We start from the raw sequence: 13,123 nt of genomic DNA, 5'->3' as shown, positions 1-13,123 counted from the left end.
GATTCAACACTTGAACATCAGTTCAAACACGCACGTTCTGGTTAAATACCAAACGAAAAATGATTATTAATATGCTGTTTTTCGCTTATTTATGGTTTTTTATTCAAAAAAAATGATTTAATATGCTTTTTACCCTCTCAGCCTAACTCTGTCAATAGCAGGAGCAAAGATTCTATGCAATTCCCTAAATTCAAAACGGTTTATCAAGACCTCATTTCAACCTCTTCCATTAGCTCGACAGATCCAAGCTGGGATGAAGGCAATGAAGCCGTGATTGCGAAGCTTTCAGACTGGCTGGGCAGCTTAGGTTTCTCCGTACAAATCGACACCGTCGCCCCCCATAAACACAATCTTATCGCCAAAAAAGGAGATGGTGAGGGAGGACTGCTATTATCCGGTCATAGTGATACCGTCCCCTTCGATGAAGGTCAGTGGAATTTCAATCCCCATGTGCTGACCGAGTCAAACCAACGTTTTTACGGTCTGGGTACCGCAGATATGAAAGGATTCTTTGCCTTTATTATAGAAGCGGTTCAAAAAATTGACTGGCAGAAGCAAACCAAGCCGCTTTACGTGCTGGCAACCTGTGATGAAGAAACCACCATGATGGGTGCGCGCCACTTTACCGAGAGTGCCCCCTTTAAACCGGACTACTGTATTATCGGTGAACCCACCAGCCTTGTCCCGGTCTATGCACATAAAGGCCATGTTGCCAATGCGATCCGGGTTACGGGTAAATCAGGGCATTCATCGAATCCGGCATTGGGTGTGAATGCGATTGAAATCATGCATGAGATCCTGTTTACCCTGATGCAAGTCCGAGAGCGACTGATCAAAACCTATCATCATCCGGGGTTTGAAGTACCGACACCAACGCTCAATTTGGGGCATATTCATGGTGGCGACAGTGCCAACCGGATCTGTGGCTGTTGTGAACTGCACTATGATGTCAGACCGCTCCCGGGGATGAGTCTCGAAGGGCTTGATCATCTGCTGCGCGAGTCGCTTCAGGAACTAGAAATCAAATGGCCCGGCCGTATCGAAATGAAACCGTTGCATGATTCAATTCCCGGGTATGAGTGTCAGAAAGATCATCCATTCGTCGAGCAAATTCATCAGCTCAGCGGACGAGAAGCTGAGACGGTCAACTACTGTACCGAAGCGCCTTATCTGCAACAGCTCTGTCCGACACTCGTGATGGGGCCGGGTTCGATCGATCAAGCCCACCAGCCAGATGAATTTCTTGCTTTTGAGTATATTGATCCGACGATTGATCGACTCACCAAATCGATTTACAAATATTGCTTTTGAGCTTGATGATAATGCTGACTGATCATCATGTATCGCACGCGTGATGCTATCGATATTATTTTGGTATAGATCTCATATTGAAGCACATAAATGGCCTGAAACAGAATTAACCATTCAGGCCATTCTGAAAGAAAGTTTCAACAAAAAACGCTTAAATTCTATTTATTATTTAATCTATTCGTATAGACAACAAACAGAATATTGTTACTCTATATGAAGTTTGACCGGAGAAAATCCACGATATAGCAAGATCAAACAAAAACATTGGATGTAGTTTTTTTTCAAGGCAGGATGACAATGAACGAAAAATATGCAGCGCTAAAAAGTAACGTAAGCATGCTCGGCAGATTGCTCGGTAAGACAATCCTCGATGCCGATGGCAGCGTTATTTTAGAAAAGGTAGAGACGATACGGAAACTCTCGAAATCCCTCAAAGACGGTCACCCATCCGATCGGGACACTTTGGTCGAAGAGATCAAAAGTCTATCTGATGATCAGATAACCCCGGTCGCCCGGGCATTTAACCAGTTTTTGAATTTAACGAATATTGCCGAACAATATCATACGATCTCTCGCCACTGCGACTCTCATATTTGTACGCCTGACGCGATCAACGAACTCTTTAACAAACTGACCGAGAAAAAGATCAGTCGGCTTGACACCGCACAAGCGATTCGTGATTTGAACATCGAGTTGGTGCTGACCGCTCACCCGACGGAAATTACCCGTCGCACGATGATCAACAAGCTGGTCAAAATTAACCAGTGTCTGTCGAGTCTGGAACTCAGTGAACTGGCTCCCAAAGAACGCAACAAAGCAGAACGCCGTCTCGAACAGTTGATCGCTCAGTTCTGGCACTCGGATGTGATTCGTAAACAACGTCCGACGCCAATGGATGAAGCCAAATGGGGATTCGCTGTCGTTGAGAACTCACTCTGGGAAGCGGTACCTGAATTTCTGCGTGAACTGGATGATCGGCTGGAAGACTATCTGGGAGAAGGGCTACCGATAGACGCCCGTCCCGTCCACTTCTCTTCTTGGATGGGGGGAGACCGGGACGGCAACCCATTCGTCACACACAAAATCACCCGTGAAGTGCTGTTACTCTCTCGTTGGAAAGCGGCTGATTTGTATCTGCGAGATGTCAATGAACTGATCAGCGAACTGTCGATGACCAAGTGTAACGGTAAGGTTCGCAGCCTTGCAGGTGAAGAAGAACACGAACCTTACCGTGCTATTCTGAAAGATATTCGTCAGTTGTTGACCGGAACCATCGATATTCTCGGTGAAAAGATTCAGGGGCAACAACTGCTGGTCAAAGCACCGCTGAAAAACGTCAGTCAACTGTGGGAACCGCTGTATGCCTGTTATCTGTCATTACATGAATGTGGTATGGGCTCAATTGCCGATGGTTCCCTGCTGGATACGCTGCGCCGTATCAAAGCATTTGGTGTCCACCTCGTACGTCTCGATATTCGTCAGGAAAGCACCCGCCATTCAGATGTATTGTCTGAACTGACTCGCTATTTGGGCTTAGGTGATTATGAACAGTGGAGCGAACAGGATAAAGTTGCTTTCCTCACCAATGAATTAAGTTCTAAACGTCCGCTGATCCCCCGAGACTGGGAGCCATCAGAACCCGTTCAGGAAGTGCTCGATACTTGCCGGATCATTGCAGCGAACCCGAAAGAAGCATTTGGTGCCTACGTGATTTCAATGGCCAGAACTGCATCTGATGTACTCGCGGTTCATTTGCTACTTCAGGAAGCCGGTTGCCCTTATCGTATGGATGTTTGTCCACTGTTCGAAACTTTAGACGACCTCAATCGTTCCGAGTCAGTCATCCGTCAGTTGATGGGGATCGATATCTATCGAGGCTTCATCCAGAACCATCAGATGGTGATGATCGGATATTCAGATTCCGCCAAAGATGCCGGTGTAATGTCCGCAGGCTGGGCACAGTATAGTGCCATGGAATCTTTAGTGAAGGTCAGCGAAGAAGAAGGTATCGAACTGACCTTGTTCCATGGTCGCGGAGGCACATTGGGACGAGGTGGTGCTCCGGCCCATGCAGCATTACTGTCACAACCACCGAAGAGTTTGAAAGGCGGTCTGCGCGTCACTGAGCAGGGCGAGATGATTCGCTTCAAATTAGGATTGCCGGACGTCGCAATCAACAGTTTCAATCTCTATGCCAGTGCGATTCTGGAAGCAAACTTATTGCCGCCTCCGGAGCCAAAACAAGAATGGCGCGATTTAATGGAAGTTTTATCTGAGGTCTCGTGTGAAGCTTACCGAAAAGTTGTCCGTGGCGAGCCTGACTTCGTGCCCTATTTCCGACAAGCTACGCCAGAGCTTGAATTGGGCAAACTGCCATTGGGCTCTCGTCCTGCCAAACGTAACCCAAATGGCGGTGTAGAAAGTCTCCGAGCCATTCCATGGATTTTCTCCTGGAGTCAGAATCGTCTGGTGTTACCGGCTTGGCTCGGTGCGGGGGAAGCGATTCAATATTCGATTGATAAAGGACATCAGGCGCTCTTGGAAGAGATGTGTCGTGAATGGCCATTTTTCTCAACCCGTTTAGGGATGCTAGAGATGGTGTATTCAAAATGTAATCTGGAGATTGCCCAGTATTACGATGAGCGCCTTGTCGATGAGCATCTGAGAAAATTGGGGCAACATCTGCGAACGCAACTCCAAGAAGATATTCAAACCGTACTGAATGTCGAAAACAATGAAAACCTGATGCAGAGCGATCCGTGGGGACAAGAATCCATTCGCCTCAGAAATATCTATGTGGAGCCATTGAATATGCTTCAGGCTGAATTGCTCTACAGAACCCGCCAATATGATGCACCACCGGCTGAACTCGAAGAAGCATTGATGGTCACCATTGCCGGTATTGCAGCAGGTATGCGTAATACTGGCTAAAGCGTCAACACATTATTCTATACAATACCCAAAAGGTCGCATCCATGCGGCCTTTTATTCTGACAAAACCATTAATTGAGCTTTTTATCAGTTTTTTTGCATTTTTCCACACGTTTATTCTACTCTTTGCTTATTATTAGATATAATATTCAACCGCTGCAACATTTCCATAAAATAACGACGTTGCAGTCAGTAAATTGCATTAATTTACTATACTAACAATTAGGTGATGAACGGCTTTTAAGGTGACATATCCGGCAACTAATTTTAGGCCGGTGATTGTTTGGATGAGTTTAAGATTGAGCCATAGAAAGCTCAGCTATATCCAAACCCATTGTGTTAATTAACCATTTGGATTGAAGACATGTCATTACCACACGTTATTCTTACTGTTTTAAGTACACGCGATGCGACGGGATACGATATTACCAAAGAGTTTTCTTCGAGTATCGGTTACTTTTGGAAAGCAAGTCACCAACAAGTTTATCGCGAGCTAAATAAAATGGGTCAGCAGGGACTTGTGACTTGCGTATTGGAACCTCAGGAAGGAAAACCGGACCGTAAAGTTTATTCGATTACGGATGCCGGACGACAAGCCCTGAGTCAATGGTTTGATCAACCGACAGCACATCCGACGGTTCGCGATGAGTTCAGTGCCAAGCTGATCGCTTGCTCGGTACAGGATGAGAAACCTTATCGTGATCAACTGGTTGAACTGATTGAGGAATCGAAAAAATTTGTTGCGCATTATCAGGAAGTTGAAGCCGCTTACTATGCGAACCCAGCTTCTCTGGATAAACAGCAAAAACTGGAGCGCTTAACGCTGCGCCGTAATCTTCTGGCTCGTCAGGCATGGCTTGAGTGGGCAGAAGAAACACTGGAAACATTAAGCAGTCTTGCTTAATTCGTTCACAGTGACAAGGGATGCCATCGGCATCCCTTGTTCGTTTGTATAATTTCGTTTGTACAATACGGCATTTTTGCTACATGGTGTTTTTGAAAAATGATGTGATGTATGAACATCAACGCTGATGGCTTTGGGGGTATGACATCCCTTTGATGCCGCGCCAAGTCTTCTCTTTTGCGATGACCGTTCTCTAGATACCATCCCCGCCAACAAACATCTGTGAATGACCATTGAACTGTTGATCCATATCCAGAGATGGCATGTCAGTTTGCGGCCGTCCGACAATTTTCGCAGGAACGCCGGCAACGGTGGTATGCGGAGGCACCGCTTGTAGAACCACTGAACCAGAACCAATCTTAGCGCCTTTGCCGATGTCGATGTTACCTAAAATTTTGGCACCGGCACCAATCATCACCCCTTCCCGAATTTTCGGATGTCGATCACCACACTCTTTCCCGGTTCCGCCAAGCGTCACATCCTGTAGGATCGAGACATCATTTTCAACGACGGCAGTCTCACCAATCACGATACCAGTCGCATGATCCAACATGATCGCCCGCCCAATCTGGGCGGCGGGATGGATATCAACCTGACAGGCGACTGAAATTTGGTGTTGCAGATAACCGGCCAGTGTTGTCCGGCCTTGTTTCCAGAGCCAGTTAGCCACCCGATACCCTTGCAAAGCATGGAAGCCTTTCAGATAGAGCAAAGGAATTGAATATTTATCGACGGCTGGGTCACGCGTAACGGTGGCACAAATATCACAAGCCGCCGATTCAGTAATACTCGGGTCTGACTGAAATGCCTCTTCCACAACTTCTCTGACAGCCATTGCCGGCATCGAAATCGTATGCAGTTTATTCGCCAGAATATAACTCAGAGCGGCAGACAAGCTCTCATGTTTAATGATCGTCGCATGATAGAAACTCGCCAGCATCGGTTCTTGTTCCGTCATCTCCCGGGCTTCTTGAACAATGGTTTGCCACACTACCTTATGTTTTGCACATTGCTTCATTATCTGAGTTCTCTGTTCTGTATTGATTTCAGCATCACAGCTTTAAGCTGGATCAATGCTCAGCCTTCTTATCTCTCGAGAGTAAATCTTTCGCTGCGATTCGGGCATCTTTTCCTTGATAAAGTACCTGATAAATCTGATCGACAATCGGCATTTCGACGCCCATACGCTGAGCCAGTAGCCAGACTTCTTTGGTGTTGCGATAACCTTCAACCACCTGACCGATATCACGTTGTGCCGTGTCAACCGATTGCCCTTGCCCAAGCGCTAAACCAAAACGTCGGTTTCTCGACTGATTATCGGTACAGGTTAACACTAAATCACCTAATCCAGCCATGCCCATAAATGTCTCCGGTGCCGCCCCCAGCGTTACTCCTAATCGACTCATTTCTGCCAGACCACGAGTAATCAATGCAGTTCGGGCATTCGCACCGAATCCCATCCCATCAGAAATACCGGCACCAATCGCAATCACATTCTTCACTGCGCCACCGAGCTGTAATCCAGTAAAATCCGAATTGGCATAGACTCGAAATGTCTTACTACAGTGAATCTGGTCTTGTAAATCAGCGACAAACTGACTGTCGGCAGAAGCAACTGATATCGCTGTCGGCATCCCCATCGCCAGCTCTTTGGCAAATGTCGGCCCCGAAATCACGGCTAAGGCGTGCTGATCACCGACAATATCATGCGCCACATCTTGTAACAGACGTCCGGTCTCAGGCTCTAACCCTTTGGTTGCCCAACAAATACGGCTATCTGCTCTGAGATATGGCTGTATCCGTTGCAGGACTTCACCAAAAACATGGCTGGGAACAACGATCAATAAGTCCCGCGATGCCTGAACGGCAGCTTTCAAATCTGAAGTCACGATTAATGTTTCAGGAAAAGGAATATCCGGTAAAAAGGCTCGGTTTTCCCGATCCGATTCCAATTGCTGCATATGCTTCGGATCGTGTCCCCAGATTAAAATATTCGCGCCATTCCGAGCCAGAGATATGGCAAGAGATGTTCCATAAGAACCCGCGCCAATGACAGTCATCGCGATTGAGTCTCGGGTAATCAAATCGGTATGTGAAGTCACAATATTCTGTCCATTCAGTTCAACATGCACGATTGATGTTGATGTTATACAAAAGATATACAAAAAATGCACATAACACCTTACTGATGTCGTGTGCATTTTTATTAGGCACTTACCAAAATACCGCTAACGGGTCAAACGACACCCTTAAGAAGCATTCTCTGGCTGAGGTTCCTCAGATGCTTGCTGTTGTAAATAGTTCATAAACAGTGCATCAAAATTAACCGGTGCCAGATTCAGTTGTGGGAATGTTCCTTTCACAACAAGGCTAGAAATGGTTTCACGCGCATAAGGGAAAAGAATGTTTGGGCAAAACGCACCTAAACAATGCGCCAATTGGCCCGGTTCCATTTCCTCGGCAGAGAAGATCCCAGCTTGCTGAACTTCACATAAAAATGCCGTTTCATCTTCATTTTTTACGGTCACGGTCAGACGCAAAATGACTTCATAGATGCCATCACCCAGCTCTCTGTTTTGAGTATCGAGATCCAGATTGACGTTCGGATTCCAGTCTTTCTGAAAAATAACCGGGGAGTTAGGAGCTTCAAAAGAGACATCTTTTAGATAGATGCGCTGGATTGCAAAATTCTGCTGAGGTTCTTGCTGTTGCGCTGCTTCAGACATGATATTTTCCTTATTGATTCATAATCACCAAAGAATTTCGTTCCTTGAGGATTGTACTATTTTTTACCACGAACAAGAGGAAGATTGGCTTCATTCCAGGCAACAAGACCATTTTTCAATAGACTAACCTTTTCAAAACCAGCTTTGGCCAACAACGTGGCACTCTCCTGTGCAGTTTGTCCTGTTTTACATACGACAATGATGGGGGTGGATTTACGGTTTTCAAGGGAACCATAAGATCCGGACTTAATTTCTGAAGGTAACAAGTTCACCGCCTCGGTGATATGTCCTTGCCTGAACTCGTCGTTAGAACGAGTATCAACCACGATACCATCTTCTTTATTGATCAGATGCGTTAACTCGTTCACCGAAATCGTCTGATATTTAGCTGTGGATGATTTAAAAATATTCAGGATAAGGGCAACCAAGATACCTACCCAAGCCAGCGAAAGAATCATATTCTGCTGGAAAAACTCAATATACTCCTGCATGTCCTGTCTCTTATATTGCAGTTCAAAAACAGATTGGGAGTATAACGATGTTATTCCGAAGACGCGAGTGATTCACATCATAAACCGAAAGAGCGGCAAACTTTGCATACAGAGAATGACTCACGCGAATCAGCTTTAACGACATCGTCAGCACCTTGATGCTGACGATGTCGCTATACGTTTGCAGTCGCTATTCATTTTCAGTCATTACCCGTTTTAAGCATTCGAAAAAGGAAACGCGATCACGTCCTGTATATGGGACTGTCCGAGAGCCAGCATCACTAACCGGTCAATACCCAGCGCAACACCGGCACAATGAGGCAGGCCAGCCTCAAGTGCCTGAATCAGATGATAATCAATCGGCTGTTGCGCCAACCCCATTTGTAACCTTTTCTCATTATCAGCTTCAAAACGGCGCAGTTGTTCTTGCGGATTATCAAGTTCATGAAAACCATTCGCCAGTTCAATGCCTTTAAAATAGACTTCAAACCGCTCAGCGACCCGATGATCATCCGCACTCACTCGCGCAAGCGCTGCTTGAGAGGCCGGGAAATCATAAACACACACCGGAGCCGTCTGACCAATCGCCGGTTCCACCACCATACTGAACAGGAGTTGCAAAAGTGTATCCCGATCCTGTTCATGCTCAGCAATGTCAGCAAATCCAAAATGCTGAGCTTTCATTCGCAATTCATCCATCTCACAAGATAAAGGGCAGACACCAACATGCTCAGAAAATGCTTGCTGATAAGTGATGCGTTGTGCAGGCGGACACACCAAGATATCTTGCAGTAAATCATCCATCTCATCCATTAACTGATGGTGGTCAAAGCCGACTCGATACCATTCCAGTAAAGTAAATTCAGGATTGTGATAGCGACCGCTCTCTTCATTTCTGAATGCTTTACAAAGCTGGAAGATCGAACCAGAACCGGCGGCAAGCAGACGTTTCATATGAAACTCAGGACTTGTCATGAAATATACGGTTTGACCAGAGGCAAAATCAGGTCCGAAAAACTGACTTTTGAAGGTTTGTAAGTGAACATCCGTCACGGTCGCAAGACTCATTGAGGGGGTTTCCACTTCCAAAACGCCCCTTTCGGTCAAAAAATGCCGGATAGCATTCATTAATCGAAAACGCTCGCGCAGGTGAAACATTGAAATCGTTGGTTTCCAGGATAGGTGACTCGGCATGAAAAGTTGGGTTCCTACACAATAAAATCTAAAACGTGAAAGCAATCACACATGGGATAATTATATCGACAGCAAAGCATGATATTCGATTAAAAACCTAACGAAATCAATTTTTTCAGTATATGACTTCAATTAGACTAGAAAGACCCTAAAAACACTATGTTTTTAGATTATAAGCGGGATTCCCGCAAATCACTCACTGGAGGATAACTGTGCAAACACTTACCACAGATATCGCGGTCATCGGCGCTGGTGGCGCTGGTCTTCGTACTGCGATTGCTGCCGCAGAAGCCAACCCTGATTTACAGGTGGCTCTGATTTCAAAAGTATATCCTATGCGCTCACATACTGTTGCCGCAGAAGGAGGCTCCGCAGCAGTTATCAAGGATGAGGATAGCTTAGATAACCATTTCAACGACACTGTCGGTGGTGGAGACTGGCTTTGTGAACAGGATGTCGTGGAGTATTTTGTCGAAAATTCAACCCGGGAAATGATCCAGATGGAGCAATGGGGCTGCCCCTGGAGCCGGAAAGAAAATGGTGAAGTCAACGTCCGCCGTTTCGGTGGAATGAAAGTTGAGAGAACTTGGTTTGCCGCAGATAAAACCGGTTTTCATATGCTGCATACCCTGTTCCAAACATCCATGAAATATCCACAAATCAAACGCTTTGATGAATACTTCGTGGTTGACCTGTTGGTCGACGACGGTCAAGTGCAAGGTTTAATTGCCATTCATATGGCGGAAGGTGAACTGGTAACGATTAAAGCAAAATCTGTCGTTCTGGCTACCGGTGGTGCAGGTCGTGTCTATCAATGTAATACCAATGGCGGCATTGTAACCGGCGATGGTATGGGAATGGCCTATCGTCACGGTGTACCACTTCGCGATATGGAATTTGTCCAGTACCATCCGACCGGTCTGCCCGGTACAGGGATCCTGATGACCGAAGGGTGTCGGGGTGAAGGCGGTATTATCGTCAATAAAAACGGCTACCGTTACCTACAAGATTACGGCATGGGTCCTGAAACACCAGTCGGCCAGCCGAAAAACAAATATATGGAACTCGGTCCGCGTGACAAAGTTTCGCAGGCTTTCTGGCACGAACAACAAAAAGGCAACACCATCGAACACCCACTCGGTGATGTCGTCCATTTGGATCTGCGTCATCTGGGCGAGGAATATCTGCATGAGCGTCTGCCATTTATTTGTGAGCTGGCCAAAGCTTACGTGAATGTCGATCCGGTCAAAGAGCCAATCCCAATCCGTCCGACGGTGCACTACACCATGGGTGGGATTGAAACGAACGGTCAATGTGAAACACGGATCCAAGGCTTGTTTGCTGTCGGAGAATGCTCTTCTGTCGGTCTGCACGGGGCGAACCGTCTCGGCTCGAACTCACTGGCTGAACTGGTTGTATTTGGTCGTGTTGCCGGTGAACACGCCGTCAAACGAGTTGAAGCATTCAAAGGCTGGAATGATCAAGCCATTGAAGCGCAGGTCAAAGCTGTTGAACAACGCCTGCAATCTCTGATGAATCAGGAAGGCGATGAAAACTGGGCCGATATCCGTACTGAAATGGGCAATGCCATGGAAGCCGGATGTGGGATCTATCGTCAGGAAGATCTGATGCAACAGACCGTTGATAAACTGGCTGAACTGAAAGCCCGTTATAAAAAAATCAGCATCAAAGACAAAGGTAAAGTCTTTAACACTGACCTACTGTACGCGATTGAAATCGGTCATAGTCTGGAAGTTGCCGAAGCAATGGCTCACTCGGCGATTCTCCGTAAAGAGTCCCGTGGGGCACACCAACGTCTCGATGAAGACTGTACCGAGCGTGATGATATAAACTTCCTCAAACACTCACTGGCATTCTATCAAGAAGATGCAGCGCCTCGAATCGACTACAGTGATGTCACCATCACCAAGTCACAACCGAAAGTTCGTCTTTACGGTGAAGCAGCGGAGCAAGCCGCAGCCGAAGAAGCCAAACAGAGCGCAGAGGAGAAATAATCATGGTCACCCAACGTATTCAAAAAGTGGACATTCTGCGTTATGACCCGGAAAAAGATGCGGAGCCTTACTTCCAGTCCTTTGAAGTCCCTTTCAATGAAACCATGTCGATCCTCGACACGATTTCATATGTGAAAGATCATCTGGACAAGGACCTTTCCTATCGTTGGTCTTGTCGGATGGCGATTTGTGGCTCTTGTGGCATGATGGTCAACGGGGTACCGAAACTCGCCTGTAAAAGTTTTCTGCGCGACTACCCGAATGGCGTGAAAATCGAGCCACTGGCAAACTTCCCGATTGAAAAAGATCTGATTGTCGATATGACACCGTTCATCGAGCGTCTGGAAGCCATTAAACCTTATATCATCGGTAATGATCGTAAACCGGAAGACGGCACCAACCTGCAAACCCCGGAGCAAATGGCAAAATATAAACAGTTTGCCGGCTGTATCAACTGTGGTTTGTGTTATGCCGCCTGTCCGCAGTTCGGCCTGAATCCGGAATTTATCGGCCCGGCCGCCCTGACATTGGCGCATCGTTATAACCTCGACAGCCGAGACCATGGTCAGGCCGAGCGGATGAAACTGATCAATGGCGAAAACGGGGCTTGGGGTTGTACCTTTGTGGGTTACTGCTCTGAAGTGTGTCCGAAGAGTGTCGATCCGGCAGCGGCGGTCAACCAAGGTAAAGTGGCGTCGTCCATGGACTTTGTCATCGCGATGTTGAAACCTCAGGAGGCATAAAAGAGATGAGTAATCGTAAGCCCTATGTAAGAGAAGTGAAACGGACGTGGTGGAAAAGCAATCCGTTCTATCGCTTCTATATGATCCGTGAGGCAACGGTTCTGCCGTTAATCGTGTTTACCCTCTTCCTCACTGTCGGTCTGGGATGTCTGGTGAAGGGGCCGGAAGCATGGCAATCATGGCTGGACTTTATGGCAAACCCGCTAGTGATTGTGATTAACATCATTGCGCTGATCGCCAGTTTGTTTCATGCCTATACGTTCTTTGGCATGATGCCGCAAGTGGTACCGATGCGACTGAAAGGCAAGTTAATCGATAAGAAAATTATCGTGCTGAGCCAATGGGTTGTCGTTGCTGTGATTTCTGTTTTTGTGCTCATCATCGTTTAAGGAGACTCACGTGATTAACCAAAATCCAAAACGTTCAGACGAACCAATCTGGTGGAGCCTGTTCGGTGCCGGTGGCACATGGTTTGCCATGATTACCCCAATCACCATTTTTGTATTGGGGGTCATGGGGCCGCTGGGAATGCTTGATGCGGATGCCTTGAGCTATGACCGTGTTGCAGGCTTTGCGACCAATATCATTGGTGCACTCTTTGTGATTGCAACAATTGCACTCCCGATATGGCACGCAATGCACCGTGTTCATCACGGGATGCATGACCTGAAAATCCATACCGGTGTGGTGGGTAAAATCGCCTGTTATGGTATTGCAGCGATCATTTCCGCGCTCTCTATCGTGTTCATTTTCATGATCTAAACGATATTCACGTGCAATCAAAAAGGGCTGCCGATTCGGCAGCCCT

General features: G+C 46.7%; 12 protein-coding genes. 7 read left to right on the top strand and 5 right to left on the bottom strand.

Annotation, left to right across the window (positions count from 1 at the left end):
* The first annotated feature begins 174 nt into the window (after positions 1–174).
* The 3 genes from argE to OCU60_RS01505 all read left to right on the top strand — a co-directional run bounded on the left by argE (position 175) and on the right by OCU60_RS01505 (position 5,146).
* Entirely contained in the window at positions 175–1,311 is a 1,137-nt protein-coding gene (gene argE / locus OCU60_RS01515) for an acetylornithine deacetylase (protein WP_074372184.1), read from the top strand.
* Positions 1,312–1,608: 297 nt separating this feature from the next.
* A complete protein-coding gene (gene ppc / locus OCU60_RS01510) occupies positions 1,609–4,242 on the top strand; it encodes a phosphoenolpyruvate carboxylase (RefSeq protein ID WP_074372185.1) in 2,634 nt (877 codons plus the stop codon).
* A 364-nt stretch (positions 4,243–4,606) separates the two neighbouring features.
* Positions 4,607–5,146 carry a PadR family transcriptional regulator gene (locus OCU60_RS01505; protein WP_074372186.1) on the top strand — a complete coding sequence of 180 codons (540 nt, stop codon included), beginning with the start codon at positions 4,607–4,609 and terminating at the stop codon, positions 5,144–5,146.
* Between the two features lie 193 nt (positions 5,147–5,339).
* On the opposite strand, the gene cysE is transcribed toward OCU60_RS01505, so the two are convergent.
* The 5 genes from cysE to epmA all read right to left on the bottom strand — a co-directional run bounded on the left by cysE (position 5,340) and on the right by epmA (position 9,557).
* Complete coding sequence (gene cysE / locus OCU60_RS01500) at positions 5,340–6,164, bottom strand: serine O-acetyltransferase (RefSeq protein WP_074372187.1); 825 nt, start codon at positions 6,162–6,164, stop codon at positions 5,340–5,342.
* A gap of 52 nt (positions 6,165–6,216) precedes the next feature.
* Entirely contained in the window at positions 6,217–7,206 is a 990-nt protein-coding gene (gene gpsA, locus OCU60_RS01495; RefSeq protein WP_074372366.1) for an NAD(P)H-dependent glycerol-3-phosphate dehydrogenase, read from the bottom strand.
* Positions 7,207–7,395: 189 nt separating this feature from the next.
* Positions 7,396–7,872 carry a protein-export chaperone SecB gene (gene secB / locus OCU60_RS01490; RefSeq protein WP_074372188.1) on the bottom strand — a complete coding sequence of 159 codons (477 nt, stop codon included), beginning with the start codon at positions 7,870–7,872 and terminating at the stop codon, positions 7,396–7,398.
* Between the two features lie 56 nt (positions 7,873–7,928).
* A complete protein-coding gene (locus OCU60_RS01485) occupies positions 7,929–8,363 on the bottom strand; it encodes a rhodanese-like domain-containing protein (RefSeq protein WP_074372189.1) in 435 nt (144 codons plus the stop codon).
* 216 nt (positions 8,364–8,579) lie between these two features.
* Complete coding sequence (gene epmA / locus OCU60_RS01480; protein ID WP_074372190.1) at positions 8,580–9,557, bottom strand: elongation factor P--(R)-beta-lysine ligase; 978 nt, start codon at positions 9,555–9,557, stop codon at positions 8,580–8,582.
* 212 nt (positions 9,558–9,769) lie between these two features.
* On the opposite strand from epmA, the gene frdA reads away from it, so the two are divergent.
* From frdA to frdD, 4 genes are read left to right on the top strand one after another with little or no spacing between them, the layout of a single operon-like run.
* Positions 9,770–11,572: a fumarate reductase (quinol) flavoprotein subunit gene (frdA, locus tag OCU60_RS01475; protein WP_074372191.1), complete on the top strand. Its 1,803-nt coding sequence runs from the start codon at positions 9,770–9,772 to the stop codon at positions 11,570–11,572.
* Positions 11,573–11,574: 2 nt separating this feature from the next.
* Positions 11,575–12,315, top strand: a complete 741-nt coding sequence (locus OCU60_RS01470; RefSeq protein ID WP_074372192.1) for a succinate dehydrogenase/fumarate reductase iron-sulfur subunit — start codon at positions 11,575–11,577, stop codon at positions 12,313–12,315.
* A gap of 5 nt (positions 12,316–12,320) precedes the next feature.
* Positions 12,321–12,704: a fumarate reductase subunit FrdC gene (gene frdC, locus OCU60_RS01465; RefSeq protein ID WP_074372193.1), complete on the top strand. Its 384-nt coding sequence runs from the start codon at positions 12,321–12,323 to the stop codon at positions 12,702–12,704.
* Between the two features lie 10 nt (positions 12,705–12,714).
* Positions 12,715–13,077, top strand: coding sequence for a fumarate reductase subunit FrdD (gene frdD, locus OCU60_RS01460; protein ID WP_074372194.1), 363 nt, complete (start codon positions 12,715–12,717; stop codon positions 13,075–13,077).
* The last annotated feature ends 46 nt before the right edge of the window (positions 13,078–13,123 follow it).

Source organism: Vibrio spartinae, from assembly GCF_024347135.1.
In the GTDB taxonomy this organism is placed as follows: domain Bacteria; phylum Pseudomonadota; class Gammaproteobacteria; order Enterobacterales; family Vibrionaceae; genus Vibrio; species Vibrio spartinae.
This window is presented reverse-complemented; position numbering and strand designations above follow the sequence as displayed.